Raw genomic sequence first — 24,885 nt, forward strand, 5'->3', positions numbered from 1 at the left:
CGGCTCGCCCGTCGAACCGTTTGCCGTGCGTCACTGATGGCTCGCTCGTCGAACCGCCTGGTGTCCTGGAGGCCACCCGGCTTCGTAACGCTCAGTAGCGTCGACTTCCTACTGCGCTTATGTCACGGACTGGAGTCCGGTATGCGGCGGGCTTGCTTGCGGTTGCGGTGGCTGCGATCCACCTCTACTGGGCGTTTCCACGGCTCTTCACACAGTTTCAGGCAGGGATGGTCCCCGACCCCCGCCCGGCGCTGTTTATCATTTCGGGCGTCGCCATCCTCTTCGGGATCGCCCAGATCCTCGATGGCCGCGATCCGGAGCCGATCTATCTCGCCGGAATCGGCCTCATGCTCGTCTATCTCGTCGGCTACGTGGTCTGGCACGCCTACTCGGGCCACGGCGGCTTCTTTTGGCCGTGGGCCCCCGCGCCGATCACCCACGACCAGTCGACCGTCAGCCTGGTCGTCGAACACCTGCTGGCGACGCCGCTGGATCTCGCCTCGAAGATCCTCGAAACGCTCCTGTTGGGGCTGTTGGTCGTCCTCTACCGGGGCGAGCCGCAGTCGACCGACGAGGAGATCGAAGCCGTCGTCGGGAGTGACTAGCCCTTTATAAATCGTTCAGGACAACAGTGTGGTAATGAGACACCAACTACGGCCGATCGGTCGAGGCGCTGGGGTGGGTCAGTGAGTCGACCGAAATCGGTTCTCGATCGGATGCGGAAATACGAGACAAACATCATCGAAGACGTCGTCATGTCGGGGTTGATCTTCCTGACAATCTCGCTGGCGTGGTCCTATGCGCCCGCATCGTGGCCACAGGCCATCTACTATTTCGTGCTCGCAGTCGGTCTGTTCGGCTATTTCAAATACGTCAGCCCGCCGCCGGAGCAGTAGCTCCGCCCGGCCACAGCAACCGAACACACTATTGTTTGTGAATAAGACTGTTCGGCTATGTCGACGCTCCGTCGTGCGATAGCTGTCACGCTTTCGAGTCCCCGATTGCTGGCGATTATGGCTGCGGGCGCGCTCGCCGAGATCATCGTCCGAATCGGGCTCGGGATGGCTGCGGTCCCGATTGTCGGCGTGTTGTTCCCGCCCGTCTTCGGTGTGCTCGCCTACACCGCCGCCACGCCCGAACTCCGACGACACGTCGACGGCGACCCTACCGAGACCGTCGACCGTCCCGTCGACACGCAGTTGGCCGCTCGGTTGGTCGGACTGACAGTCGTCGCACACTCTGGGGCCGTTTTCGGGGCAGCGGCCCTCTTTCTGCTGGTCGACACCCCGCTTCGAGCGGCGCTCTATTTCTTCGGAGAGGGCGACCACCTCGGCGTGTTCGTCCAGTTTACGACACCACTGCTTGGAATCGCCGTCGGCACGGTGCTGCTCTGGACGCTCGTCGCCGGCGGAATCAGTCGGGTCGCGACGGGCGTCCCGATCCAGGAGGCGATGAAAACGGCCCTCGTCGAGCCGATACACCGACCGCGGGCCGCGGCCACGGCGATGGCTGTCCACCTCGTCCTTCTGGGGGCGGTGATCGGCGGACTCCTCGTTGGGGTCCCCTACACCCGCGGCACCGGCTCGCTGCTGGAGTTCGGTGTCGTCGCCGGGACCGTCGTGTTCGTCGTGCTCGCGTTCGGCTTCGCGTTTCTCGCGGCGTTTCACTCGATCCGGACGGCCGACCAGCCGGCGGGTCGGCTGCTCCGGTCGACCCCGTCGGTGTCGGCGCGACGGCTGGTGGTGGTCGGACTCCTCGTCACGAGCCTGCTGGTTGGGGCGAGTGCGGTCCGCCTCGCCGAACTCCGGCCGCTGGATCAGTCGCCGGAGCCGCTCGGCGACGAGCCGACTGCGGCCTACGCGACCGCGGTCGACAACACCGAGCAGGCGGACCACCGCTATCGGGTATCGATTAACGCCGACGAGTCGTCGCCGTTCATTCTCGAGTATCAACACGACCGTTCGGATCGACAGTATCGGGGGTTACCGCGAGGCAAAGCGAGCGGACCCGACATCTACGCCGACACCGGAGCCGGCTACCCGTCACGGATGGAGCCGGCGGGCCTGTTCTCGCTGGGGTCGGAGACCACCGCCGACGACCGGACGCTCCGGGCGATGCCGAGCTATCTGCGATACAGCGACTATTACGACTGGAACCGAACCCTGACGCCGCTCGACAGGACCGTCGACGGCTGGGAGACCGTCTCCGAGACCGAAAGTCGGCTCGTCCTCGAACTCCGAGATCCGGTCGACGTCGCCGAATTCGGCATTGGGTACCGTCCGGAGGAGGCGAGTAACGTCAGCGAATCGCGGGTCCGTGCGGTCGTCGACCGGGAGAGCCGGACGCTCGTCTCCGTCGAGAACCGACTGAACGCCACGATCGAACAGGACGGTGATGCGTATGCGGTGGATCGGTACAACGACCACGAGTTCGAGGTGGGCTACGACGTCCAACGCCCTCACGAACTGGGTCCACCGTCGCTCGGCCAGTGGCTCTGGCGACTCGCCGTCTACTGATCTGCCATTCGGCGGCGTTTCCACTGGATTATATAAAGGTTGAAACGGACCGCCCCGTTTTGGACGGTATGGTAGATCACGAACTCCGGAAGGAGGCCCACGACCTCGACGTGACCGTCTGGGTCGGCAAAAGCGGGATCGACGCGGTGACCGAGGAGCTTCGCGGCCAACTCAAGGACCGCAAACTGGTCAAAGTCAAGTTCCTGCGGGCGGCCCGCGGCACGGACGACACCGAGGAGTTGGCCGAAGAACTGGCTGAGAAAGTCGACGCTGATCTGGTCGAGACGCGAGGCAACACGGCCGTCCTTACATAACGGCCACCGGCCAACAGAACCCCCACGCCAGCCGAGATCGAACCGATGGAGTAGGAGTCGATCGCCGTCAGTTCAGCTGTTTGCTTTCCTTTATCATCAGCGACGACGTGGTCGAGGCGCGGTTTTCAATCGCCCGCGGCGGGCGGTGCATAGCCATCGACGCGCGCGGCTTGGTCGATGAACTGGCTGTGCCCAGTTATTTCGTCGAGTTCGATCGCTCGCTCGTCGTGAGCGAACGTGATGAGGCCAACGTCGGCGAGTTTCGGGAGATGGATGTGATGGAGGGCGATCTCGATATCTTTGGGCGTCTTCTCCCCAGCCGTCGCGGACGGACCCTCCAGTTCGTTAGCGAGCATTGCTGAGAGCGTAGTGATGTCGACTGCCTCGGCCTGCGTCCGCAGATAGTACAACACGTACCGCCGGTAAGGGTGTGTCAACACATCGAACGTCTCGTCCAATCCCGACCTAGTCTGTGATGCCATTGTCTTCCGTCCGGGCCGAACTGACTTAACATCTTTTTGATGATAATTCTGACTATTTGATAAAACGAGCAAAACCGGGTGTTTGCTTGAGTTCTCCAAGGAGACGGAGTGAGTGGACTACGAAAGCGCGGGCGGGAGTGCAGAATTCCAACTGATACCGTCAGTTCGGCGGGCGGCTACTCTTTGTTCGACCCGATTTCCTCGGGCGCGTTGGCGTCCTCGTCGGCGAACTCCTGGTGGAAGTGATTCCACGGCTGGATGTGTTCTTCTGCCAGGATGTTGCTGCTTACGATTCGCAGGCCGAGGTCGTCTAGCTGGTCGGTGCTTTCCTCGATCTCGGAGGTCGACTCGGCGACGACCTCGACGTGGAGGTTTTCCTCGCCGGACAACATCTCCCGAACGTTGACGACACCCCGCACTTCGAGGGCCTTCTCGGCCATCTCCGACCGGCGGGAGAGGGCCGTCGAGCAGATGAACAACACCTGCATCGGATACCCCGCCTGCTCGTAGTTGAGTTCCGGATTGTAGCCGGTGATGATGCCCTTCTCCTCCAGTTGCTGGATTCGATTGTGGATGGTCGTGCCAGTGACATCCGTTTCATCCGCGATGTTCGTATCGGAGGCTCCGCGGGCGTCTATCTGCAACAGGTGCAGAATGCGGCGGTCGAGATTGTCGAGCGGCTCACCGTTCATGACGACCGATTCGCTGCCGAATTATTTGAGTTATGTGCCCAGACCGGTCGTGTGTCCCCCCCTCTGTACTGACCTACTGACGAGCAAATTCACCAACTCAACCGCCCGAGCGTCTTTTAAAACATCTCACCAGTAGCCGTTTACAGTTCGTTGGGGTCAACCCGTCCCGCCAGCCATCGAGCCACGCCAGCCGCGGCCGCGGCCACCACCAGATAGCCTACAACTGCCGCGTACGTCGATCGGGTCGCACTATCGATCGCCAGCAACGCGGCGGTGTTCGCAGGGCTGCCGGGAAGGAACGAGGCCGCCGCAAACAGCAGCAGCACCCCGACCGAAAACAGCAGTTGGGCCGACCGCCGATCCGCGGCGACCAGCGAGATGCCGACCGCAACGGCGACCACGACCACCGAGGCGGCGGTCGCCAGCGCGAAGAGCCACGCGCCGTTCGCAATCCCCACGCCGTTCAACGAGAGCAACGCCAGCCACGTCATCGCCTGTAGCGGGGCGAGAGCGATCATGGCGAGGGCTTTGCCGTCGACGATCTGGGTCAACGAGACCGGGGCCACGCGCAGCAGTTCGAGGGTGCCGCGGTCGACTTCCTCCGTGATGGAGTCGACGGCGATCGAGCCGCTGATGAACACCGGCAGGAACACCAACAGCGGCAGCAAGACGGTGTAGGTGAAGTCGAAGTAGGGGTTGCCGCCGCGGTCCGGCGGGAGATCCAGCGGGACGACCTCCAGGGAGGCCGCGCGCTCGGTTCGCTGTTGGCGTTCGAGCGCCCGCAGTACCTCCTGGCTCTCGGCAACCACCAGTGTCGTCTCGATCGATCCCTCCGGTGCGGTCAGTATCACTTCGATCGTCCCGTCGCGTCTCGACGTATCGAACACCGCCTGTGTGCGCCCCTCGTCGAAGGCCACGAACGCCGCTGCCGTGGAGTTGTACTCGGTGCCGCTGAGCGTGTCGCTGTCGGCCATCGCCGCCAGCATCTCGTCGGAGGCCTCGCCGGTCACCGCAGCCTCGATGCCGTACCCCTCGACGCTGCCGGGATCGTAGAGCGACACCAGCCCGACGACGAGGAAGCCCGAAAAGCCCGCGACGAACAGCTGGATCACCAACGCGAGGACGATCGTCTTCTCGCGGCTCAACACCTGGAGTTCTCGTTTGGCGATCGTGAGCCGCTGGCTTCGGAGCCGGGCCCGGAGCCGTTCGACGGCACTCTGCTCAGACATAGGCACTCACCACCGCGAAATTGTAGGCGGCGTGCACCAGCGTCGCCGCCAGCATCGCCACCAGATACCACCGGAACTCCTTCCGGGCACCCAGCGCGGAGACCGCCGCCGTCACCGTGTGCAACACGAGCGGCCCGAGGAACAACGCCAGCGTCGTCGCCGGTGTCACCCCCGCGGGGGTCAGCGTCGCCTGTCCCAACACGAGTTCGGGGAGGCCGACGATCTGGGCGATGGCGGTGAACTTCTCGCCGACGAAGAAACCGAGCCCCGAGAGGCCGCCCAACAGCAGCGCGGTCTTGATCGATCGGTCGAACCGGTCGCTCTCGATACCCGCATAGATGTGGATGCTCTTGGCGACCTCCTCGATGGCCGCGATGACGACCAAGATCAGCGGGACGGTGATCTCGATCGGCAGGACGTACAGCGCGGCGATCGCCAGCAGTTCGCCGATGAAGACGAACGGGATCGTCAGCGCCGAGGCGATAGCGACCGATTTCGGGCCGCGGAGCCGCGCGTCGATCGCATCCAGGAACTTCAGCGGCACCGCCTTCTGGGTGAACATATCCTCCTCGCGGTAAACCCCAACCCCGAGCAGGAAGAGGATCGCCGAGCCGAGGAAGAAGGGCGCGGTCGCAAAGACGTAGCCGCCGAGGCCGACCGCCTCGCCCTGGAGCTCCATCACGACGAGTGTCAGCGGTGAGATGAGCGCGATCGGCGTCACATTTGTAAAGATCGCCGGGACGAACACGTAAGTCGTCAGGAACACCGAGACGGTGACGGTGACGAACGTGAGTTCCTTGAACGAGCGGGCGAACATCGCGCCGACGAACGTCGATGCGAGGAACGCCAGCGCAATTGGGAGCACGGCCGCCACCGACAGCAGCCCGCCGCCGACGCCGAGGCTGATCCCCGTGATGGCGACAACCGCGGCAAGCAGATAGGGGAGGGTTTTGCCCGCGACGATGTCGAGCCGCCGGATCGGTGCGACCAACAGCAGCTCACCCCGGCGGTTGATCCGCTCGTTGAGGATCGTCCCGCCGTAGGCCTGGATGATGAAGTTCATCGGCACGAGGAAGACGAACGCCAACACGAGCGAACTGAACGGGAAGGGTGGACTGATCTCGGCGGGCGATCCCTGCGAGTTCCCGCCGCTGAGCAGCCCATCGAGGAACGAACCGCCCTCGTCGTCGACATCGGGGTCGTCCCGCTCGTCGTCCACATCGAGATTCGCATCGTCAGTCGACTCGTCGCTCGTGCCGTCATCGGTCGACTGGTCGCCGTCGCTCCCCTCGTTCGATCCACCGTTCTCATCGTCGTTTGCGCCGTCACCACTCTCGGTCTCAGTGTCGTCATCCCTCCCGGCGTCGGTGTCGCTACTGTTGCCGCCACGGGTTCCCGTGGGCGAGGACTGTGGCCGGTACTGAAGTCGGACCGAGACCGGGTAGGCGGCGGTCTCGTTCGGTTCGAGCGCCATCAGCCGGTCGTTGTAGCCCTGGACGGCCGCCCGGAACGTGGTCAGTGCCGCCGTCCCCTTTTCGGTCGGTGCGTGGGCAACAGAGACCGTCGACTGGCCGAGCCTGCCAGCCTCGACTACCCCCTCACCGTCGTTGCCGTCGAGCGTGAGCGACACCGTTCCGCTGTTGCCCGCCGGAGCGACGAGCAGGTCCAACTCGCCGGTTTCGAGTTTCTCGCGGTCGGGCTCCCGTGGGGAGAGCGCCGCGTCGTCCGCAACCACGTCGTAGTAGGGGCTGTCGTCGTCGATGCCGACGCGGTAGATGTCCTGAGTCGGCGAGAGGCCCTCGACGCCGAGGGCCAGTCCCGCGCCCACGATCCCACCGGCCACCAGCAGCAGCGCCACCCCGGCCAGCAGCGTCCGGCGGTCGAGACTCGTCGAGCCGAGACTCACTTCCCAGCGGGCGATCCGCCAGATGTGGCGGAGGCGACTCCTGAAGCTCACCGTGGCTCCTCCGGCTCGACCGCGGTGTCGGCCGCCGTGTCGGCATCCCGACCACCGGCCGGTGCGGTCGCCGCAGCGGTTCGCGGCCCGGCCATCTGTCGGCCCGTGAGATCCAGGAACAACTCTTCGAGGCTCGGCTCGTGGGTCCGGATGTCGACTACACTCCCACCGGCGGCTGCCGCGGCGTCCTGGAGCCCCTCGACTGCATCCATCGAGTCGACGACCGCCCGGTGTCGGCCGTCGCTCGTGGGGTCGGTTTCGGGCAGGTCGATGTCGCTAAAGACGTGGTAGGTCGTCTCGCCGTACTCCTCGCGGATCGCTTCGACGGTCCCGCGGGCGATGATCCGGCCCTCGTTCATGATGATGATCCGGTCGCAGACCGATTCGACGTGGTAGAGGTTGTGGGCGCTGAAGATCACCGTTTTGTCGTCGTCCCGAAGTTCGCGAGTGAACTCCAGGACGGAGTTCGTCGTCAGGGGGTCGAGCCCGCTGGCGGGCTCGTCGTATATGAGGACGTCAGGATCGTTGATCAGCGAGCGGGCGATAGCCACCTTGCGTTTCATCCCTTTCGACATATCGCCGATGCGGCGGTCGCGGTACTCCAGATCGAGCCGGTCGAGCGTCTCGGCGATCCGCTCGTTCGCAACCGACCGCGGCACGTCGTAGAGATCAGCGAAGAAGGTGAGATAGGAGGTGGGCGTCATATCCTGATATAAGGGCGACTCCTCGGGCAGGAAGCCGAGCCGGTGGCGCATTTCGGCGTTCTGGGCGTCGAACCCCGCGACTTCGGCGCTGCCTGCGGTCGGCTCGATCAGCCCGGCGAGCATCTTCAGCGTCGTGGTCTTTCCGGCCCCGTTCGGCCCGACGACGCCGAAGATCTCACCGGTTTCGACCTCGAAGGAGCTGTCGACGACGGCCGCAAAATCACCGTACGTCTTCCGCAAACCCGAGACCCGTATCATACCGGACCTGTCGCCTGTGAGTACAAAAACGCACGGCCGAAAATACAGCAGGTGATAGCCAGACAGCCGCCAGTTAGGCAGCGACTACTTAAATAGTAGTCAGGATGGGCGGTCGATGCTGAACCGTTCTGCGGTCGAGGCGTACTGACTCCCCGACAGCCGACCTACCGTATCGATGTTCTCGATGTCGATCTTTCCATCGGTCAGTACGTCCTCGTCGACGTGGGCGTGGACGACCTCGCCGAGGATCAGGACGCTGCCGCCGACCTCGATCCAGTCGTAGCGTTCGCACTCGAAGGCGGCTTTCGCGGCCGCAACGCGTGGTGGATCGACAGCGACCGACGCCGCGCGTTCGATGCCGACGTGGTCGAACTCGCTTTCACCGGGTTCGAGCGTCGCGCTCGTGGCGTTCATTCGGTCGACAAGGTCGCCCGTCACGACGTTGACGACGAACTCCTCGGTCTCATGGACGTTCCGGGGTGTATCCTTCAACTCGCTGCTGCCGACCGGCGCGAACATGACCACCGGCGGATCGATCGCGACGACATTAAAAAAGCTGTACGGCGCGAGGTTGTCGACGCCCGCCTTGCTCCGGCTGCTGATCCAGCCGATCGGCCGCGGGGTGACCGCCGTAGACAGCAGCCGATACGCGGAGCCGAACGCATCCGGCGGGCTGTCGCGGCTCGGCATTTAAACCCCACCGACGCCGGAGTCGGCTTCGTCGAGGTCGACCGGCTCGCTCTCGATCCCGAGTTCGTCGAGGGCCGCCGCAAGGTGGTCGTCCTCGACGTAGGCGGCCCCCGCCGCGACTCGAATCCGCTGGGCGGTCGCCAGTGCCTCGCCGCGGCGATCGTCGGGGATGTCGTACTTGTCAGTGGCCAACTCGATGACGAGGCCGTTGTGGTCGGTGGTATACAGCGAGTGAAACGCGCCGCGATCGAACTCGTTGTAGCCGATTCCCTCCTCGTCGAGGGCGGCTTTGGTCTCCTCGAACCGCTCGGGGTCGACCGAGAAGGCGAGGTGGTGGACGGCTCCAATACCGGGCCGTTGGCCGCCGCGGTTCGACGGCTGGTCGGAGACGAAGAACGTCACCATCCGACCGTCGCCGGTGTCGAAAAACAGGTGCGTCATCGAGGGGTCGTCGAGGTTCGGCTGGCGCAACACCAGCGGCATCCCGAGGATATCGCGGTAGAAGTCGACTGTATCTTCCTCGTTGCTGCCGATGATCGAAATGTGGTCGGTGCCGGTCACGCTGATCGCACTGTCGGGCCGGTCGGCCGTGACGGGGATCTCATCGCTCATTGTCCCATATCGGGTCCGAACCGATATATCAGTTCGCGGACTTCACTGTAACCACGTAACACCGATGCTACTGGCTTCGATTGCGGACGGCTCCTGGAGCGAGCGCGATGACTGACCACCCACGGCTGGCTGACGACTCACGGCTGACTGCCGAGCCGACCGGCCGCGTCGTCGGCGTCGACGGCTGTGCTGGCGGCTGGTTTGCGGTGTGGATCGCCGGTGACGGCCTCCAGCACGGCCTTTATAAAACGGTCCGCGATCTGTTTGCTGCTCACAGCGATGCCGACCGGCTGTTGGTCGACATTCCGATCGGGCTCGAATCCACCGGATCGAGAGCCTGCGACCGGCTCGCCCGGCAGTGGCTCGGTGCACGCGGGTCGTCGGTGTTTCCGGCCCCTTGTCGAGCGGTCGTCGAATACCGCCAGCAGGCGGGCGAGGCCGCCAGCTACGAGCGGGCGAACCGACTGCAACGCGAGCAGCTCGACGCCGGGATCTCACAGCAGGCCTGGAACATCACCGAGAAGATCGCCGCGATAGATCGGTCTCTGCGTGACGCACCTCCAGGAGCCGATGTCTACGAGAGCCACCCCGAGCTCTGTTTCGCACGGTTGAATCGGGGGTATCCGATCGCACACCCGAAATCGGGCGCGATCGGTCGCGCCGCTCGGTTCGGTGTCCTGGGCGAGTGGAGCGACGACTGGGAGCCGATTTATAAAGACGCGTGTGAGGAATACCGCTTCAATCAGGTCGCCCGCGACGACATCGTCGACGCGTTGGTGTTGTGTGTGGCCGGTCAACAGCCGCTGGCGTCGGTGCCCGCCGCGCCGCCGGTCGACGACCAGGAGCTACCGATGCGGATCGTCGCCCCCGATATCGACCCGGCATGGACCCAATATATTGACCTCGCCGAGCGCTAATCGGTATTTAAAAGTCGCTCTCGTCGTCCAGTTCGTCTTCCTCGAAGGTGGGTTCCATCTGCGGCGAGTCGTCGGCCTCGGCGTCGTCGGGTTCGCGGCGCGTCGACTCGTCCTCGTAGAGATCGGCCGTCCGTTCGGTGTCGGTGACCGCGGGGCCGTCGGCGACCGCTCGGGCGGCGGCCTGCTGGGCCTCTGCCGCGCTGGCGTACTCCTCGTCGGGGAGCCGGTCGAAGACGCTGCCGAGGGATTCGGTCTCATTCGGTAGGTCGATCGCCTCGATGGCGTACTCGTCGGCCAGCTCCTCGCTGGTCGTCGGATAGGTGCGGTCCTCCAGCAGTCCCGCCGCCTCGTCGCCGATCATCTCAGTTACGTGGTCGGCGCGCTCGGACTGACGGTCTCTGGCCGCGTCGGTGACGGTCTCGTCCGCAACGATGGTGTCGTCACTCTCGTCGGGCATGGTCGAGGGGTCGGTAGCGCGTCGAAAAAGCGTAGTGTCCAGGAAGCGTGGGATACCCACCAGCAGCTTACGCCACGCTGAGTTCGGTCTCTTCGACAGCCTCGCCCAGCAGGGTTTTTATCTCGTCGACGGTCGCATCGCCCTCCGAGGCGTTTTCCATCAGCACGGTCTCGCTGGGGAAGAGGTGCTCGCCGAGGACGAGGCCGTAGTCGCGGGCCGTCGAGCCGGTCATCGTGAGATAGACGCCGAGGCCGCTGTCGGCGATCGCGGCCTCCTCCTCACGTTCTTCGTCGGGATAGACGAACTCGACGCCCTCGATGGTGTCGGTGCCGAGGACGGCCTCGACGAGCCGTTCATACCGCGGCGAGATACAGAGCGGCCCCTCGTGGGCGTCGACGAACGAGCGGTCGAGGTCCTCGCCGTTGAGGAGCTCCGGGGTCGCCATCAGCGTATGGTAGACCGTATCACCGAGCCCGGTGACGACCCGAACGTCGGTGTCTTTCGGGTTGATCCGGCGGTTGATCTCGGCCAGCGATCCCAGCCCTGCTGCTTGGAGTTCGACGACCTCTTCGAGCACCAGATCGGCGCTGTCGAAACCGAGGGCGAACTCGTGGGTCCGCAACGCCCGAAACGGCTCCTCGCGGCCGATGAGCTGGAGCTTGGTGTCGCCGAGGTCGACGGTCGCGCTGTCGAAGACGACACGCCGGGGGAACCCGTCGCGGCTGTCCCGCAGGAGGGTGTACTCGGGAGCAAACGGATCAGTGGGATCGCTGTAGTCAGCGAGCCGTTCGTAGGGGCCATGGTCCGGGTCGGTGGTGCCTTTGGTGATCGCTTTCTCGTAGCGAAGCGTCGAACTCACCGAGTCGGCGAGCGCCTCACAATCCGCAACGGAGGCGAGTCGTTCGAACACCGCTTCGAGCGGTCGACCCTTTCTGGGAACCGCCACCGGAACCGTTCGGCTCATTGTCGGAGTGTCGGAACCGGCTCCTAAACAGATTCCGCTTCGCCCGCCGTGCGTCAGTCACTGCCATCCACAGCCGTTCGGTTGCCGCTACCGTTCGGTTGCCGCTACCGTTCGGTTGCTGCTGTCGTCGGTTGCCGCCGATCAGTTGTCGACGTTGCCGTCAGCACCGTCGCCACCCCCGCCGTTGCCGCCAGCCCCGCCACCAACGCCGCCGAAGGCACTGGAGAGCTGGTTGCGGAACTGTTCGAGGGCGTCGATCTCGGCCTCCAGTTCGTCGACCCGGTCGCGGACCGATGCGACCTCCCCGGCGTCGGCTTTCGAGTCGAGATCGTCGAGCGCGTTGAGATCGTCCCGCAGATCACTGATATCGGACTGCAGCCGCCGCTTGCTCGACCGGATGGTATCGTCGAGGCTGTCGAGGTCGTCGTTGATATCGACCAGCTCCTCGTTCACCTCGCCGAGATCCCCGTCGAGCTCCGAGAGGTCGTCGTCCAGCGCGTCGACCGTCTCGCCGATCTCGCCGATCTCATCGAAGGCGTGGTCGAGATCCGTATCGAGATCCTCGACCGCGTCGGTCGCCTCTTCGGCAGCCGACTCGGCGATTGCGGCGGTCTCGACCGCGCCCTCGGCGTCGGCGGCGGCGCTCTCGGCGGTGTCGGTCGCGCTCTCGACGTCCCGGGAGAGTTTGGAGACCGAGGTGTCGAGTTTGTCGACCTGCGTTTCGGCCGCGTCGGCAGTGGCTTCGGCCCCCTCGACGCGCTCGCCGAGGTCGTCGACCGACTCTTCGGCTCCTTCGACGCGGTCGTCGAGCGCCTCGACCTCGCGTTCGACGCTGTTGACGCCGGTCCGCAGGCTCGTCAGGTCCGCACTGAGATCGGCCCGCTCGGAGCCCGCCGAGTCGAGTTTGACCGAGATCTCGTCGATCTCCTTCGAGAGCTCCTCGACGTCCGACCGGAGGTCGCCGAAGATCTCGGTCGCCGTCCCGTTTTCGTTGATGAACTCCTCGAGGGCGTCGGTGTAGGCCGCGAGGTCTTCGACCTGCGACTGGACGCGATTGAGTCGGACATCGACGCTCCGGGGGACGCCCGAGCCGAGTTCCTTTTCGAGCAGGGCGCGGTCCTCCTCGGAGACGTTGTCATTTCTGAGCTCCGCCGCGAGCACGGCGGCGATGCCGCCCTGGACGGCGACGACCGACGAGGAGTCGTCGGCCTCGCCGTCGACCGCGGGGGTTGCTGTGATGGCTGGCTGGAGGTCGTCGTCGACGGCTTGAGGGTCGGCTGTCACGTGTGAATCGTCGCGTTCCGTGTCGGCTTGTGGCTCGCTGTCATCCGTGTCGATGGCTGTGGGGTCGCTGTCGGTATCCGGGTCCGCGTCGTCGACGGTCGCCGACTCGCTGTCGTCCGGATCGATCTCTACTCCGTCGTCAGTCGAGTCCGCGTCCAGTGCGTCTGCGTCGGCCGATTCGTCATCGATCGGCTGGGCGCTCTCGCTGGCGCTCACGTCGCCGTCGTCTTCGTCGGCTGCCTCGCCGGAATCGCCGACTGCTGGGGTATCACCGGCCTGATCGACCGATGTATCGTCGGGTTGGTCGACCGATGCGGTATCGTCGTCATCAGCGAATGGGGCACTCTCGTCGACCGTCGGTTCGTCGGTTTCGGCCTCCGCGATCGGTTCGTCGGGCTGCTGATCGGCAGACGGCTCCGAGTCGTCGGCCGCTGCATCGAGGCCGGTCGGCTCCGCCGGTTCCTCGTCGGCGGCTTCGACGTCACCGAGTTCACCGTCGGAAACCGAGCCGGGGGTCGCATCCGCGAGTGGATCGCCCCCATCGTCGCTGAGCGGGTCCTGTGGGGCCTCCTCGCCGTCGACGCCGGGCAGCGAGCTGCGGTTCCCCGACAGCACGTCTCGGACGAGCTGGCTGTTGTCGGGGCCCAACACGCCCTCGATGTCGGCGGCCTCCTCCTGTTCTTTCGCCGAGAGCTCCTTGAGCGTCGGCTCGATGAGGAACGACGAGAGGTCGCCCGTGTCGTCGGTTCGAATCCCGTAGACGGTTTTGACCTCCTCGCCGGGATCGAGATCGCGCTCGAACTCGACACGGTGGTCCTTGTACGCCGTCCACTGGTCGCTCTCGAACTCCGGGTGGAACCCCACCCGCTCCATCGGGAACGACTCGGGAATCTGGTCGGTCAACCGCACGTGGGTTGGCTCTGACTTGTTCGAGGCAAGCAGAAAAACGACCGCTGGGACGGGGAACTCCTCGGCAGTGACCGTTTTCTCGACGGTGATCCCGTCTTTCGAAACAGTCACAGGCTCGTTACTGTCTGACCCCTGGCTCATAAAAGGGTGTTTCACACCAGCGTCTTAAAATGTACGGGCTGGTTTTCGTGTTTGATAGCCAACCGCTCGTCGACTGACAGGAGTGAGTGCTGTCGCTACGGTGTCGATGGACAAAAAAAGAGCCTCGGACCGCCGACTCAGCAGTAATCCGTGACGTCGACGGTCCCCGACCGGGCCTCCTGGCGGCGTGTTTCGCGCTTGATCTGCTTGCGGACCGCCCGCGCCCACGGCGTATCCTGCCGCATCGCTTGGCGTCGACAGCGGTCCTGTGTCATCCAGATGTGCCGGTCTTCATCTGTCGTCTCCGGGTCCCAAAACCACGTAGGGAATTGGTAGTCTGTTGTCATGGTTAAATCGCTCTACAGTGCCATTGAGTGGCTATGCGACGGTACGCACTGATCTACAGTGCGCTATTAGCCATCTCGACCCTTAAAACGACCGTTCGTTTTCTTGATCCAACCTCTCGTTACAAACTGTTTCTCTAGAGTAGATATAATAAATTATTCGTTTAAATAATCCGCATTAGTGTGACCAAAAACTGTGGTTTATTTGTGGTCTACCGCCGGTTGGTCGACCGATGGCGCAGTCCTGAGCCGAGGCTACAGGTCGACGCGGTCGCCGATCTCGGCGATTTCGAGTCGCTGTGGGTACTCGTAGGACTGCGCGTGGTGATGGAGCGCAGTCGGATCGGCGGTCATCCCCTTCCACATATCCCAGTGGGACGGCAGCAGGCGGTCGAGCTGCAGGTCCGAGGCGGATTTGACCGTCTCGTTTTCGGTGGCGTACCACTTCGTCCGGACCGGCTCGCGGGTCTCTTTGTCGGGGATGTTGCCGATCGCGCCGAAGGCGAGGATGCCGAGATCGATGTCGTAGCTCTCGCCGAGATCAGTGAAGTTGCTCGACGGCTTGCTGTCGCCAGCGTGGAAGACCGTCCCCGACTCGTGTTGGATCATGTAGCCGACCGGGTGTGTCGAGTCCGAATCCTCGGTTTCCACGACGTCAATCGTGAACTCGCCGATTGTCAGCTGATCGCCCTCGGTGACCTCGTTGAACTGGGACTCGTTCACGTCGTATGTATCCAGCCATTCCTCGTCGTCGAAAGCGACCGCGAGGCTGTCGTCGGGCGCATAAAAGTCCGCTCCGCGTTCGAGCAGCGGTCCCTGACTCGGGCCGTGGGTGTGGTCGGTGTGTTCGTGGGTCGCGAGGACGGCGTCGACGGCCTCCTCGGTTACGTCTTCGGGATCGAACGGCACCGGAACCATGCGGATCGTCCGCGGCGGATCACCGAGACCGACGTAGGGGTCGATCCAGAGTGTCGTCCCCTCGCTACCTTTGATCACGAACCCGTTACAGCCCAGATACCAGATCGAGACGGTTTCGGGGTCGGCCTCCTCGACGGCCTTCGGGAGCCAGTCGCCCCAGTCGCTTACTGTCATGGCCAAAGATGCGGACCGATTCGTGGTAAGCGTTGTTGAAACGGCCAGCGGTGGCGGTGTCGAGCAGTCACCAACAGCAGCCCACTCAGGTCGCTCTCAGCGTTACGCAGGGGTGATCAGTCCCTCGGGCTCTTCGCCGTCGAACACAGCCTGTATATCCCGGGCGAGATGTTCGTTGAGATCGGTCACCGACTCCTCGGAGTAGAACGCTGCGTGTGGCGTCATAATCACGTCGTCGCGCTCTGCGAGCGGGGACTCCTCGGGAGATTCGGACTCCAGGACGTCGACACACGCGGCTCCGATTTCGTCGTTCTCCAGGGCCCACCGCAGGGCCGCCTCGTCGACGATCGGCCCGCGGCCGACGTTGACCAAGACCCCCATATCGCTCATCTTTGCGAACGCGTCGCGGTCGAACAGATGCCGGGTGTCCTCGGTCAGTGGGGCGTGAACCGAGACGTGGTCCGCGTGGTTCAGGAGTTCATCCATGGCCACTTTCTCGACACCGTAGTCGGCCATCTCCTCGCTATCGACGTAGGGATCGGCAGCGACCAGCTCACAGTCGAACCCCGCGAGCTTTTCGGCGGTGCGTTTCGCGAGTTTGCCGAAGGAGAGAAAGCCGACTGTCTGCTCGCTGAGTCGATGAATCGGTCGCCCGTCCTGCCAGTTCCACTGGCCGCGCTCGACGGCCCGGTCGTAGACGCCGAGCCGACGAACACCGGCCAACAGCAGGGAGACGGCGTGTGTCGAGACCTCCTCGGTGCAGTACTCCGGAACGTTCACCACCGTTATGTCGTGGTCGGCGGCCGCCTCCACGTCGATGTTGTCGACGCCGACACCGGCGCTGGCGACGATCTGCAGCTGCTCACAGTGGTCAAACACTGTTGCCGTGACTTGGTCGTCGACACCGACGATGAGGGCTGTGGCGTCGGTTGCGGCGTCGATGATGTCGTCTTCGGCACTGATTGTTGCCCGCTCGATCGTGACCTCGTCGCCGAGGACTGACTGTATCGTTTCAGGATGAATTACGGCGGCATCGCTCGTGACTACTGTTGCCATAGGTAGTCGTCGGTCCCTGACGCAATGAATCGCGTTCAGACTCACACCGAACGGATGCGGTGACCGTTCGGGGAGGCGTTCACTCCCTCATGAGAACAGTGTCGACCCTGCTCAGAGCCAGTCGGCTTCGGGGTCGACGTAGTTTTCGGGCTGCTCGCCCGCGAAGACCGCCAGAATGCCACGGGCGATCTGTTCGTTGAGCTCGGTCAGCGACTCCTCCGAGTAGAAGGCAGCATGTGGCGTGAGGATCACGTCGTCGCGCTCGGCCAGCGGCGAGTTCTCGGGTGGTTCGTCCTCCAGGACGTCGAGTCCGGCCGCGGCGATCTCGTCGTTTTCGAGGGCCCACAGCAAGGCATCTTCGTCGACGATCGGCCCGCGGCCGACGTTGACGAGGACGGCGGTGTCGCTCATCCGTTCGAAGGCCTCGCGGTCGAAGAGGTGGTGGGTCTCGTCGGTGAGCGGGGCGTGGATCGAGATGTGATCGGCTTCTTCGAACAGCTCGTCGAAGGCTACCTTCTCGACGCCGTAGTCGGCCATCGCCTCGGCCTCGACGTAGGGGTCGGCCGCCACGAGTCGGCAGTCGAACCCCGCGAGCTTTTCGGCGGTGCGTTTGGCGAGCTGGCCAAACGACAGAAACCCGACCGTCGACTCGGTCAGCCGGTGGATCGGCTGGCCGTCGGTCCAGTCCCAGCCGCCGGTTTCGATCGCCCGGTCGTAGGTGTTGAGTCGCCGCACACCGGCCAACAGCAGCGATACCGCGTGTGTCGAGACCTCCTCGGTACAGTAGTCCGGGACGTTGGTCACGGTCACGTCGTGTTCGACCGCCGCCTCGAAATCGATCCGGTCGACGCCGACGCCGGCGCGGGCGACGATCTGGAGCCGGTCGCACTCCTCGAAGACGACCCTCGGAACCGGCGTGTTGACGTCGACGACCAGCCCGCTGGCCTCGCTGGCGGCCGCGACGGTGTCCTCGACGTCGTCCATCGCAGCCGAGACGACCGCCGCCTCGTCGCCGAGGACCGCCTGCAGCGTCTCGGTGCGAATCATCGCATCATCACTGACCACTACTGTTGCCATATCTGATCAATTGTGCTTCCGGGTTATGAATGGGCCCCGAATTCTCATTCGATGAAACATCCGCTCGGGATCACTACTCGCCGGGGGCGTCTGCGAGCGGTGCGGCGATCGCCACAACCGCCAACGGTTTCCGCTCCTCGGGTCGACCTCCACCCATGCGAATCAGCGTGATCGGCAGCGGCTCGGCACTCGATGCGGAGACCGAGGCCGACGCCGAGGCGGTGGGACGGCTGCTGGCCGAGCGGGGCCACACGGTCGTCTGCGGCGGGATGGCTGGCGTAATGGAGGCCGTCTGTCGCGGCGCACGCGAGGCGGGCGGCGAGACGATCGGCATCCTGCCGGTCGACGACCGCTCGGCGGCCAACGAGTGGGTTTCGACGCCGATTGCGACCGGGATGGGCCACGCCCGGAACGTCCTGGTGCCGCTCAACGGCGAGGCCGTGATCGCCATCACCGGCAGCGGCGGAACGCTCTCGGAGATCGGTTTCGCCAACGTCTATGATCGGCCAGTGGCCGGGCTTCGGACCCACGACCTGCCGTGGATCGAGGCCGTCGACACACCCGAGGGGGCGGTCGACTACGTCGAGAAGGCCGTCGCGTTCGCCACCGAGTAGGATGTCGCTTTCAGGACTGAGAATCGGGGCAACAGGTTTAGACGAACCGGCTCTGAGTGTCCGATATGAAGAGACGAACGTATCTCGGGCTTGCGGCGACGGGTGTCGTTGGATCAGTTGCTGGCTGTACCTCGGCCGCCGATGGCAACGAGTACCCGCCGTATCCGGACAGCGAGACGGTCGAGTTATCCGGTGACGGCGTCGGTACCAGCGATCGCTTCGAGATCTCCCTGGCGGGCCCGACGCTCGTCGATGTCGAACACATGGGTTCGGACAACTTCACCGTCGTCCTCGCCGATCCGGACGCGATGGACGATTCCGAGACAGGGACTGCCAACGAATCGACGGACGAAACGAACAGCTCCGAAGCGCCCTCCGGCAACGAGTCGGGCGTCTCGGCGGCCAACGAAACCGACGGGGCCGACGTCGGCGAGTCGGTGGTCTCGTCGGTCGTCACTGCTGTCGGGCCGTACGACGGCCGCTCGCTGCTGCCGGTTGCGGCGGGCTCCTACGTGCTTCGAGTGGTCGAGGCGGATGCCGAATGGACCGCCACGGTCTACGACCTCCCGGTCTACGAGGACGGCGTCGGCACCTCGCTGCCGATCGAACGGGAGGGCGAGCAGTACGACGTGATCGGGCCGATCGATTTCGGCGAGCAGGCCGACACTGAATTCAGCTTTTCAGTGACCGGTGAGGGACTCCACAGGGTATTCGTCACCGACCGCGAGGGAGGAGAATCGCTGACCGTGTTCAGTGTGAACGGCGAGGCCGACGAACGCCTCTCACAGGAGGTCGGCGGTGTCGGCTACATCGAAGTCCTCTCGTTCGGCTCCTGGACCTTCGAACTGTCCTAACGCTTCGCTACCGAATCCGCACCAACAGCTCGTCGATCGCCGCAACTGCCGCCTCGGTCGACTGCTCCGTATTCTCGCGGGCGGCCGCCCGCAAGTCATCGAACCGCGCGGCCAACGCGTCGACCGTCTCGCTGTCGAGTCCACGGGGGTCGAGCACCGGCACGCCCTCCAGTTCGTTGGGTTCGATCTTGTCCATCCCCGAGGCGTAGGTCCGACCCGACCGCCGGACGACCTCGCTGGCGAACTCGCTATTTAAATATGCCAACAGGGCGCGTTGCTCGCTGTCGGTGAGGTCGACATCGAAATACAGCCCGTGGAGGTTGCTCAGGGTTCGGGCGTCGGTCTCGTTTCTGATGAAGCGGCTCCCGCCGCGGCTCATGTAGGTGACGACCACTGGCGGCGGATCGCGGCGGTCGACGACGTACCACGGCGTCCGGTGGCTGGCGAGATAGCCGTCGTTTGCGGCAATTTCGTCCGACAGACCGTGGCGGAGGTAGCCGACGATGCCGTCGAGTTCCGCCTCGCCAGCGGGTGATTCGTCGTCGAAGGGTCGGGTTTCGTCCGCCTCGGTCGTCTGGAGCCTGTTGGCGATCTCCGAATCGAGCTCGGTCAGGTGGTACAGCACCCAGACCTCGCGGCCAGCCTCGCGGTCGGCCTCCCAGTCGGCGGCGGTGTACTCGTAGCCGGGGACGCTCCGGGCGTTGCGGATGATCTTCGAGCAATACCGCTCGTCGATGCCCCATTCGTCGACCGCTTGCTGGGTGAGACAGAAGTAGTCGTTTTGCCCGGTGGCGATCCCCCGTGTAACGGTCGCGAGCGCCGAGAGGGCAACCAGGTCGTCCGTCTCGATCTCCAGGGGATCGAACAGTCCGGTCCACTTCTCGCCGGGCTCCAGGTCGGCCTGCGGCACGGCATTTATAAACCCCCAGTCGGTCTCGCCCTCGCGGTCGCCGTCGATTGCGGCCAGTAGCTCGGCCTCGCTTGGGTCGGCGTCGACGCGAATGATCCGGGTCAGGTCGGACGGGTCGTCTCCATCCGGCTTTTCGAGAAAGCTCACCAGACTCGTCGTCAGCGCCTCGTCGAATTTGGCCTCGTCGCGGTCGAACAACACCAGCGCGCGGATGTCGAACTCGCTGCTCAAAAACTGCTTCAGCGACTCCCCATACCCGGTTTCGAGGAACTCGCTCGGCGTGATAAACGAGAGCCGACCGCCGGGCGCGAGGCACTCGGCAGCGTGGTAGTAGAAGTAGGCGTACATCGGCGACAGCGCGCTGACCGAGCCGCCGACTTCGGTTTCGGCCTGCGCGTTGACGCGTTCTTTATAAGTCGGATCGAGTTCGTGGTGCCGCGAGTACGGTGGGTTCGAGATCACGGCGTTGACCGGCTCCAGGTCGTCGGGATCGGCGTTGAGAAAGTCCCCGACGCGGAGGTTGTGCGGCTCGCCGTTATTTAAAAGGGCCAATGAAGTCGCGGCCATGACGACGGCGAGCTCGTTGAGGTCGACGCCGTGGATGTCGGCCAGCGGCGGCCGGTCGACGAGCGCCTGTTTCCGTTTATAAGCGGCCGCCGCCAGCGCACCCGCACCCATCCCCGGATCGAGTACCGTCTCGGTGCCGTCACGGATCAGCCACTCGGCCATCAACGACGCGATCGCAGGCGGGGTGCGGAACTGACCGAGTTTGCGGCGGGCCGACTGTGGGGTGAGCGACTCGAAGAGCCGCCCGATCGCCTCGCTCGGCTCGTCGGCCGCCACCAGCTCGTGGCGGGCGTCCAGGAGATCGGTGAGCACGGTGGCGTCGGCTACGCTGGCAACGTCGTCGAGGACGTACTCGGTGAACGCCGGGTCGTCGGTCTCCGCGCGGGCCCTCTCGAAGGCGTCTCGCGGGTCGGCGGGGAGTTCGGGAAGTCGGCCCTGCCGGTGGTACTGTTCGTACAACGTCGACTTGAGGAGGGTATTAAACGCCGCTTGGCGGGCGACGATCTCGCGGGGGTCGTCGAGCCGGTCGAGGCCCTGCTGTTCGCACCACGCCTCGACCGCTGCGTCGAGGTCCGACCCGATCCCGCCCGTGAGATGCTTATAAATGTGGCTCGCGGCCGCCGTGATCGCAGTCTCGGGCGTGGTCGGCTGATGCATTTGTCAGTTCGGAATATTCAGCCGCTGGGATAAAAGCGCGTTCGCATCGCCCGGACGTGTCGGCCGGGGGAACAGTAAGGTATCTTGAATAAAAACCGGACAGTGGTGACTGATGATGAGTGATACGGATTTCGTGACGCGGATCGAGGTCGCGGCCGTCCAGACGCAGATGGGAGAGTACAACGACGTCGCCGTCGAGATCTACAACAGTTGGGTCAAAATCGAGGACGATCCGGGCGTCCACTGGATTCCCCGCGACAAGGTTACCGAGGTCTTCGACGGCGAGTAGTCCGGGACTACTCCTCGGGTGCGGTCATCACGACGATGTTTTCGTTCGCCATCAGATCGCCCGTGACACCGGGGGTGTTTTCCGGGGCGTTCGCCCACGGGAGGGTCTTGCTGGGAATCTCTCGGGCGATCAGCTGCTGGTGATCGAACCCGATCTGCTCGCAGAGTTCCTTCGTGATGAGGTGGGTCGGAATGTTGACCCGCGACATCGTCCGGTTGGCGACGACCCACGCGACGGGGTTCCCCGGTTTGAGAACGCGGGCGACCTGTTCCATCACGGCGTAGTAGTCGGTGAAAAATTCGAGCGCGTCGTCGGCTCGCCCCTCCTTCTCGCGGAGCGTCTCCAGCGTGGCCGCCAGCGCCGGTGACCACTGTTCGAGCGTTTCGAGCGGTTCGAGCGTCCGCGTCGACCCGCCGAGGCCGATCTTGTCGACGCGTTGCATCTCCTCATATGAGCGTCGCCAGGCGACGATCGCGGGATCTTTCGAGAACTGCCCGTAGGCGACCGTCGTGGTGTGGTCACCGTACGGCGGCGAGGTGATGACGATATCGACGCTGTTCGTCTCGATGTCTGCGGCGGTCCTGGAGTCGGCCAGAAAAACCTCCGAGGAGCAGTCGTGATCGACTGCCGGGGCGTACTCGCCCATCTTCTCGACGTTCGCTGTGAGTTCGCTCTCGAAACTCTCGTAGACGTCCGGATCGTGGCGCTCGCGGTCGGCCTCGGCCAGCCGGTAGCGTTTGAACTCGCCGTTCCGCTGGTAGCTCGTCTTGCGGGTCGTCTTCGAGAGCGCGACCCGGGCGAACCGAGCGAGATCCGCGGCGTGGTCGGTCTCCCAGTCGGTTTCGAGGTCGTCGATCCGGTCGCGGATGACACACAACTCCCAGAGCTGTGGCTGGGGGTACCAGCCGTCTCGCACCTCGGGATCGTCGATCTCGGGGAACGACTCCCCGGCGTCGTACCGCTCGCGAACCTCGCGGAGTTCGACGGCGAGGCCGTCCATCAGGTCATCCTGGAAGGCAGTCAGTTGGTCGAGCGGCAGCGGTCGCGCCTTGGCGAGTGTGAGCAGTTTCGCAAGCGGGTTGATGTCGTTGGCTTTCGTGTTGTAGCCCGCGAGCCGCGCCTCGACACTGGTCGTCCCGGAGCCCGAAAACGGATCGTAGACGAGGTCGCCGGGCGCGATAACGCCCTGGTTCTCGTAGTAGCCGAGCAGTGCCCGGACGATTTGGGGCGCCATCCGCGCCGGATACGGGTGGAGGCCGTGGGTGTACTCGTGGGTGTCCCAGCCTTCGAACGCCCAGTCGACGGCGTCGAGATCGGTCACCTCGTGCAGATCGGCCCGCACTCTGGATGTCGAGCCGAGGGTGACCTGATAATGGTCGTCTGTCATAGGTTGTGTCTTCTCGTTCGTCCGGCCGCGTGGGTGGCGTCTCGGTCCTGGAGGCCTTCGATTGCGTGGCTCTCCTGGAGCCGAGCGCGTGGTACGTGTAGCTACAGACAAAGACCCGTATTAAAATACGCCATTCGTTCGAGTTGGTTGGCGGGATTCCTGCTGCTCACGATGATTGTTCGCAGCAGGATCGTCTCGGGCGGATTCGCTCCGCTCACGGCTTCGCCGTTCGCTTTGGAGGTCGCAAGCGACCTCGCACCGCTCGTCCTCTGTGTGTCGAATCCGCAGAGTGATAGTTGCGGCTCACGACCGTTGTTCGCCGCAAAATAGTCCCGGGCGGATTCGAACCGCCGTCATAGGCTCCAAAGGCCCATATGATTGGCCACTACACCACGGGACTCCACCTACAACTCGGGCCACCGATTTACATAGTCCTTTCTTTTCACTCTGGTCGACGCCCGCCCACAGAATTACACGCATACCCACCAACCAACCCATATGGACCCCCGATGTCCCGACTGCGGCGTGAGCCTCGAACGAGCCACGCCGACGACTGCCCTCGACCGCGAGAAAATCAAACTCCGCACCGACGAACCCCGCGAGGGCATCCTCGGCTCCCTCGGCGCGAAAGAGACAGTCGACGTCTTCGGCTACATCTGCCCCGAGTGCGGGCTCGTCCGGTGGTACGCCGATCTCGACGACTGAGGGGCGTACCATCGACCGAACCGAAGAATAGGTAGTAGTGGCTACACATTCGAGGCTATGAAACTCAAGCGCGCTGGCATTCTGCTGTTCGGGGTTGGATTGGGCGTGGCGCTGGTTTCGGCCGTCGTCGTCGGACTCGTGATGCAGCGTACGGTCGTCGCCTGTCCAGGACACGAGCCCGCCTACCACTTCGAAGGGATCTCGTATGGGTTCTGGATCATCTCCGATGGCTGCAACAGCCTCACGATCAACCCGCTCGTCACTGGCGGCTTCTACGTCGCGGTTGCTGGCCTCGTCGTCGGTCTCATTGGCAGTCTCCGCGAGCGGTCGACAGAGGGCTGAATCCCCGGAAATATAGTATCGACGCTGCTATGTGGGCTATGGAACTCAAACGTGTCGGCGTCCTCCTGCTGGGCAGTGGACTCGCTGTGGCACTGTTGTCGGCAGTCGCCTTCGGTTTCCTCTGGGGATCGACCGAAGTCTTCTGTGAGGACCACGACCCGAGCTACAGCCTCACCGGCGTCGACGGTCTGTCGATTCAGTACACCGACGGCTGCAACACCCACTCCGTGAACCCGCTTGTCACCGGCGGCAGCCTCACTGCAGCGGCTGGCCTCGCCGTCGGTCTTGGTGGCCTCCTCCGCGAGTGGTTGGCCACCAGTTGATTTCTCGCTACTTATTTCACGAGCGTCACGCGCACGGGCGACCGGAAGACGACCGCCTCGGCGACGCCGCCGACCAGCGTCTGGGACTCCCGGTCGCGGCCGTGGCTCCCGAGGATGACGTGGTCGATGTCGTTGTCTTCGATGTAGCGGACGATCTCACGGTCGGGACGGCCCACCCGTGTTTCGGTCGTGAGATCGACGTCGTGGTCGGCGGCACGTTCGCGGGCGGTCTCGAACAGTTCGGCGGCGTACTCGTCGGCGCGGTCGTACCACGCTTGGCTGCCGTGTTGTGGGCTGCCGTAGGCGTCGACACCCAGCGACGCGTAGCTGTACCCCGGTTCGCTCGGATCGACGACGTGCAGAACGTGGAGCTCGGCGTCGGGGTAGTCTTCGAGGGCGACGCTGAGGGCGTTGTTCCCGAGCGGCGAGCCATCGAGTGGGACCAGTATCTGCGGTGCCATAGGGTCCCTTCGGGCCGACGCGCAAAAGGCACAGTTCAGGCGCGACTGAGAGTCACGCAGGGCCGACTATCTCACCCGTCG

The 24,885-nt window shown here is 64.3% G+C and carries 28 protein-coding genes and 1 tRNA gene; 11 read left to right on the plus strand and 18 right to left on the minus strand.

Annotated elements, in window-relative coordinates; all coding sequences use genetic code 11:
* Nucleotides 1-119: 119 nt before the first annotated feature.
* The 4 genes from NO877_RS03985 (at nucleotide 120) to NO877_RS04000 (ending at nucleotide 2,830) form a co-directional block, all read left to right on the plus strand.
* Nucleotides 120-605: a hypothetical protein gene (locus tag NO877_RS03985; RefSeq protein WP_256395013.1), complete on the plus strand. Its 486-nt coding sequence runs from the start codon at nucleotides 120-122 to the stop codon at nucleotides 603-605.
* Nucleotides 606-686: 81 nt separating this feature from the next.
* Nucleotides 687-896 carry a DUF8119 family protein gene (locus NO877_RS03990; RefSeq protein ID WP_256395014.1) on the plus strand — a complete coding sequence of 70 codons (210 nt, stop codon included), beginning with the start codon at nucleotides 687-689 and terminating at the stop codon, nucleotides 894-896.
* Between the two features lie 57 nt (nucleotides 897-953).
* On the plus strand, nucleotides 954-2,516 hold the full coding sequence (locus NO877_RS03995) for a hypothetical protein (protein ID WP_256395015.1): 1,563 nt from the start codon (nucleotides 954-956) through the stop codon (nucleotides 2,514-2,516).
* Nucleotides 2,517-2,584: 68 nt separating this feature from the next.
* Nucleotides 2,585-2,830, plus strand: a complete 246-nt coding sequence (locus tag NO877_RS04000; RefSeq protein WP_256395016.1) for a YhbY family RNA-binding protein — start codon at nucleotides 2,585-2,587, stop codon at nucleotides 2,828-2,830.
* Nucleotides 2,831-2,955: 125 nt separating this feature from the next.
* Here the strand turns inward: NO877_RS04000 and NO877_RS04005 are convergent, their stop codons facing one another.
* From NO877_RS04005 to NO877_RS04035, 7 genes are all read right to left on the minus strand, one after another.
* Nucleotides 2,956-3,312, minus strand: coding sequence for a DUF7344 domain-containing protein (locus tag NO877_RS04005; protein ID WP_256395017.1), 357 nt, complete (start codon nucleotides 3,310-3,312; stop codon nucleotides 2,956-2,958).
* A gap of 176 nt (nucleotides 3,313-3,488) precedes the next feature.
* The gene (locus NO877_RS04010; protein WP_256395018.1) at nucleotides 3,489-4,004 is read right to left on the minus strand and encodes an Lrp/AsnC family transcriptional regulator; all 516 of its coding nucleotides are present in this window, start codon (nucleotides 4,002-4,004) and stop codon (nucleotides 3,489-3,491) included.
* 140 nt (nucleotides 4,005-4,144) lie between these two features.
* A complete protein-coding gene (locus NO877_RS04015) occupies nucleotides 4,145-5,233 on the minus strand; it encodes an ABC transporter permease subunit (protein ID WP_256395019.1) in 1,089 nt (362 codons plus the stop codon).
* Nucleotides 5,226-7,190 (minus strand): PrsW family intramembrane metalloprotease, encoded by a 1,965-nt coding sequence (locus NO877_RS04020; RefSeq protein ID WP_256395020.1) that lies wholly within the window; start codon nucleotides 7,188-7,190, stop codon nucleotides 5,226-5,228. Before NO877_RS04020 ends, NO877_RS04015 begins: the two co-directional genes overlap by 8 nt.
* Nucleotides 7,187-8,152, minus strand: a complete 966-nt coding sequence (locus NO877_RS04025) for an ABC transporter ATP-binding protein (RefSeq protein ID WP_256395021.1) — start codon at nucleotides 8,150-8,152, stop codon at nucleotides 7,187-7,189. Before NO877_RS04025 ends, NO877_RS04020 begins: the two co-directional genes overlap by 4 nt.
* Before the next feature lie 99 nt (nucleotides 8,153-8,251).
* On the minus strand, nucleotides 8,252-8,842 hold the full coding sequence (locus tag NO877_RS04030) for a flavin reductase family protein (protein WP_256395022.1): 591 nt from the start codon (nucleotides 8,840-8,842) through the stop codon (nucleotides 8,252-8,254).
* The gene (locus tag NO877_RS04035) at nucleotides 8,843-9,454 is read right to left on the minus strand and encodes a VOC family protein (protein WP_256395023.1); all 612 of its coding nucleotides are present in this window, start codon (nucleotides 9,452-9,454) and stop codon (nucleotides 8,843-8,845) included. It lies immediately after the preceding gene.
* Nucleotides 9,455-9,561: 107 nt separating this feature from the next.
* Here NO877_RS04035 and NO877_RS04040 point away from each other — a divergent pair, with 107 nt between their 5' ends.
* Entirely contained in the window at nucleotides 9,562-10,371 is an 810-nt protein-coding gene (locus tag NO877_RS04040; protein WP_256395024.1) for a DUF429 domain-containing protein, read from the plus strand.
* 7 nt (nucleotides 10,372-10,378) lie between these two features.
* On the opposite strand, the gene NO877_RS04045 is transcribed toward NO877_RS04040, so the two are convergent.
* From NO877_RS04045 to NO877_RS04075, 7 genes are all read right to left on the minus strand, one after another.
* Nucleotides 10,379-10,828 (minus strand): DUF5789 family protein, encoded by a 450-nt coding sequence (locus tag NO877_RS04045; RefSeq protein ID WP_256395025.1) that lies wholly within the window; start codon nucleotides 10,826-10,828, stop codon nucleotides 10,379-10,381.
* Between the two features lie 67 nt (nucleotides 10,829-10,895).
* Nucleotides 10,896-11,792, minus strand: coding sequence for a phosphoribosyltransferase HisG-related protein (locus NO877_RS04050; RefSeq protein WP_256395026.1), 897 nt, complete (start codon nucleotides 11,790-11,792; stop codon nucleotides 10,896-10,898).
* A 141-nt stretch (nucleotides 11,793-11,933) separates the two neighbouring features.
* Complete coding sequence (locus NO877_RS04055; RefSeq protein WP_256395027.1) at nucleotides 11,934-14,126, minus strand: alanine-zipper protein; 2,193 nt, start codon at nucleotides 14,124-14,126, stop codon at nucleotides 11,934-11,936.
* A 137-nt stretch (nucleotides 14,127-14,263) separates the two neighbouring features.
* Complete coding sequence (locus NO877_RS04060; RefSeq protein ID WP_256395028.1) at nucleotides 14,264-14,473, minus strand: hypothetical protein; 210 nt, start codon at nucleotides 14,471-14,473, stop codon at nucleotides 14,264-14,266.
* A gap of 252 nt (nucleotides 14,474-14,725) precedes the next feature.
* On the minus strand, nucleotides 14,726-15,562 hold the full coding sequence (locus tag NO877_RS04065) for an MBL fold metallo-hydrolase (RefSeq protein WP_256395029.1): 837 nt from the start codon (nucleotides 15,560-15,562) through the stop codon (nucleotides 14,726-14,728).
* 102 nt (nucleotides 15,563-15,664) lie between these two features.
* Complete coding sequence (locus NO877_RS04070) at nucleotides 15,665-16,618, minus strand: C-terminal binding protein (protein WP_256395030.1); 954 nt, start codon at nucleotides 16,616-16,618, stop codon at nucleotides 15,665-15,667.
* Between the two features lie 111 nt (nucleotides 16,619-16,729).
* Complete coding sequence (locus NO877_RS04075; RefSeq protein ID WP_256395031.1) at nucleotides 16,730-17,695, minus strand: C-terminal binding protein; 966 nt, start codon at nucleotides 17,693-17,695, stop codon at nucleotides 16,730-16,732.
* Nucleotides 17,696-17,850: 155 nt separating this feature from the next.
* On the opposite strand from NO877_RS04075, the gene NO877_RS04080 reads away from it, so the two are divergent.
* Entirely contained in the window at nucleotides 17,851-18,309 is a 459-nt protein-coding gene (locus NO877_RS04080; protein ID WP_256395032.1) for a TIGR00725 family protein, read from the plus strand.
* A 65-nt stretch (nucleotides 18,310-18,374) separates the two neighbouring features.
* Entirely contained in the window at nucleotides 18,375-19,163 is a 789-nt protein-coding gene (locus NO877_RS04085; protein ID WP_256395033.1) for a hypothetical protein, read from the plus strand.
* Nucleotides 19,164-19,170: 7 nt separating this feature from the next.
* Here NO877_RS04085 and NO877_RS04090 read toward each other — a convergent pair whose 3' ends face one another.
* Nucleotides 19,171-21,297 (minus strand): HsdM family class I SAM-dependent methyltransferase, encoded by a 2,127-nt coding sequence (locus tag NO877_RS04090; protein ID WP_256395034.1) that lies wholly within the window; start codon nucleotides 21,295-21,297, stop codon nucleotides 19,171-19,173.
* A 115-nt stretch (nucleotides 21,298-21,412) separates the two neighbouring features.
* On the opposite strand from NO877_RS04090, the gene NO877_RS04095 reads away from it, so the two are divergent.
* A complete protein-coding gene (locus NO877_RS04095) occupies nucleotides 21,413-21,586 on the plus strand; it encodes a hypothetical protein (RefSeq protein ID WP_256395035.1) in 174 nt (57 codons plus the stop codon).
* Nucleotides 21,587-21,593: 7 nt separating this feature from the next.
* On the opposite strand, the gene NO877_RS04100 is transcribed toward NO877_RS04095, so the two are convergent.
* Entirely contained in the window at nucleotides 21,594-22,973 is a 1,380-nt protein-coding gene (locus NO877_RS04100) for a site-specific DNA-methyltransferase (protein ID WP_256395036.1), read from the minus strand.
* Nucleotides 22,974-23,300: 327 nt separating this feature from the next.
* A tRNA-Gln gene (locus NO877_RS04105) sits at nucleotides 23,301-23,373 on the minus strand.
* 98 nt (nucleotides 23,374-23,471) lie between these two features.
* On the opposite strand from NO877_RS04105, the gene NO877_RS04110 reads away from it, so the two are divergent.
* The 3 genes from NO877_RS04110 to NO877_RS04120 are packed head-to-tail and all read left to right on the plus strand — an operon-like array spanning nucleotide 23,472 to nucleotide 24,343.
* Nucleotides 23,472-23,678: a hypothetical protein gene (locus tag NO877_RS04110; protein WP_256395037.1), complete on the plus strand. Its 207-nt coding sequence runs from the start codon at nucleotides 23,472-23,474 to the stop codon at nucleotides 23,676-23,678.
* Nucleotides 23,679-23,735: 57 nt separating this feature from the next.
* Nucleotides 23,736-24,020 (plus strand): hypothetical protein, encoded by a 285-nt coding sequence (locus tag NO877_RS04115; protein WP_256395038.1) that lies wholly within the window; start codon nucleotides 23,736-23,738, stop codon nucleotides 24,018-24,020.
* A 38-nt stretch (nucleotides 24,021-24,058) separates the two neighbouring features.
* The gene (locus tag NO877_RS04120; protein ID WP_256395039.1) at nucleotides 24,059-24,343 is read left to right on the plus strand and encodes a hypothetical protein; all 285 of its coding nucleotides are present in this window, start codon (nucleotides 24,059-24,061) and stop codon (nucleotides 24,341-24,343) included.
* Between the two features lie 11 nt (nucleotides 24,344-24,354).
* Here NO877_RS04120 and NO877_RS04125 read toward each other — a convergent pair whose 3' ends face one another.
* Nucleotides 24,355-24,804 carry a universal stress protein gene (locus NO877_RS04125; RefSeq protein WP_256395040.1) on the minus strand — a complete coding sequence of 150 codons (450 nt, stop codon included), beginning with the start codon at nucleotides 24,802-24,804 and terminating at the stop codon, nucleotides 24,355-24,357.
* Nucleotides 24,805-24,885: the final 81 nt, after the last annotated feature.

This window comes from Halohasta litorea (assembly GCF_024494645.1).
In the GTDB taxonomy this organism is placed as follows: Archaea; Halobacteriota; Halobacteria; order Halobacteriales; family Haloferacaceae; genus Halohasta; species Halohasta litorea.

Excerpts from the sequence above, each read along its gene's own strand:
- NO877_RS04000 (WP_256395016.1), top strand. The coding sequence starts at position 2,585 with ATGGTAGATCACGAACTCCGGAAGGAGGCCCACGACCTCGACGTGACC.
- NO877_RS04005 (WP_256395017.1), bottom strand. The coding sequence starts at position 3,312 with ATGGCATCACAGACTAGGTCGGGATTGGACGAGACGTTCGATGTGTTG.
- NO877_RS04025 (WP_256395021.1), bottom strand. The coding sequence starts at position 8,152 with ATGATACGGGTCTCGGGTTTGCGGAAGACGTACGGTGATTTTGCGGCC.
- NO877_RS04085 (WP_256395033.1), top strand. The coding sequence starts at position 18,375 with ATGAAGAGACGAACGTATCTCGGGCTTGCGGCGACGGGTGTCGTTGGA.
- NO877_RS04115 (WP_256395038.1), top strand. The coding sequence starts at position 23,736 with ATGAAACTCAAGCGCGCTGGCATTCTGCTGTTCGGGGTTGGATTGGGC.
- NO877_RS03985 (WP_256395013.1), top strand. The coding sequence starts at position 120 with ATGTCACGGACTGGAGTCCGGTATGCGGCGGGCTTGCTTGCGGTTGCG.
- NO877_RS04080 (WP_256395032.1), top strand. The coding sequence starts at position 17,851 with ATGCGAATCAGCGTGATCGGCAGCGGCTCGGCACTCGATGCGGAGACC.
- NO877_RS04050 (WP_256395026.1), bottom strand. The coding sequence starts at position 11,792 with ATGAGCCGAACGGTTCCGGTGGCGGTTCCCAGAAAGGGTCGACCGCTC.
- NO877_RS04100 (WP_256395036.1), bottom strand. The coding sequence starts at position 22,973 with ATGACAGACGACCATTATCAGGTCACCCTCGGCTCGACATCCAGAGTG.
- NO877_RS04010 (WP_256395018.1), bottom strand. The coding sequence starts at position 4,004 with ATGAACGGTGAGCCGCTCGACAATCTCGACCGCCGCATTCTGCACCTG.
- NO877_RS04070 (WP_256395030.1), bottom strand. The coding sequence starts at position 16,618 with ATGGCAACAGTAGTCACGAGCGATGCCGCCGTAATTCATCCTGAAACG.
- NO877_RS04045 (WP_256395025.1), bottom strand. The coding sequence starts at position 10,828 with ATGCCCGACGAGAGTGACGACACCATCGTTGCGGACGAGACCGTCACC.
- NO877_RS04035 (WP_256395023.1), bottom strand. The coding sequence starts at position 9,454 with ATGAGCGATGAGATCCCCGTCACGGCCGACCGGCCCGACAGTGCGATC.
- NO877_RS04060 (WP_256395028.1), bottom strand. The coding sequence starts at position 14,473 with ATGACAACAGACTACCAATTCCCTACGTGGTTTTGGGACCCGGAGACG.
- NO877_RS04040 (WP_256395024.1), top strand. The coding sequence starts at position 9,562 with ATGACTGACCACCCACGGCTGGCTGACGACTCACGGCTGACTGCCGAG.
- NO877_RS04110 (WP_256395037.1), top strand. The coding sequence starts at position 23,472 with ATGGACCCCCGATGTCCCGACTGCGGCGTGAGCCTCGAACGAGCCACG.
- NO877_RS03995 (WP_256395015.1), top strand. The coding sequence starts at position 954 with ATGTCGACGCTCCGTCGTGCGATAGCTGTCACGCTTTCGAGTCCCCGA.
- NO877_RS04090 (WP_256395034.1), bottom strand. The coding sequence starts at position 21,297 with ATGCATCAGCCGACCACGCCCGAGACTGCGATCACGGCGGCCGCGAGC.
- NO877_RS04065 (WP_256395029.1), bottom strand. The coding sequence starts at position 15,562 with ATGACAGTAAGCGACTGGGGCGACTGGCTCCCGAAGGCCGTCGAGGAG.
- NO877_RS04095 (WP_256395035.1), top strand. The coding sequence starts at position 21,413 with ATGAGTGATACGGATTTCGTGACGCGGATCGAGGTCGCGGCCGTCCAG.
- NO877_RS04120 (WP_256395039.1), top strand. The coding sequence starts at position 24,059 with ATGGAACTCAAACGTGTCGGCGTCCTCCTGCTGGGCAGTGGACTCGCT.
- NO877_RS04030 (WP_256395022.1), bottom strand. The coding sequence starts at position 8,842 with ATGCCGAGCCGCGACAGCCCGCCGGATGCGTTCGGCTCCGCGTATCGG.
- NO877_RS04125 (WP_256395040.1), bottom strand. The coding sequence starts at position 24,804 with ATGGCACCGCAGATACTGGTCCCACTCGATGGCTCGCCGCTCGGGAAC.
- NO877_RS04055 (WP_256395027.1), bottom strand. The coding sequence starts at position 14,126 with ATGAGCCAGGGGTCAGACAGTAACGAGCCTGTGACTGTTTCGAAAGAC.
- NO877_RS04015 (WP_256395019.1), bottom strand. The coding sequence starts at position 5,233 with ATGTCTGAGCAGAGTGCCGTCGAACGGCTCCGGGCCCGGCTCCGAAGC.
- NO877_RS04075 (WP_256395031.1), bottom strand. The coding sequence starts at position 17,695 with ATGGCAACAGTAGTGGTCAGTGATGATGCGATGATTCGCACCGAGACG.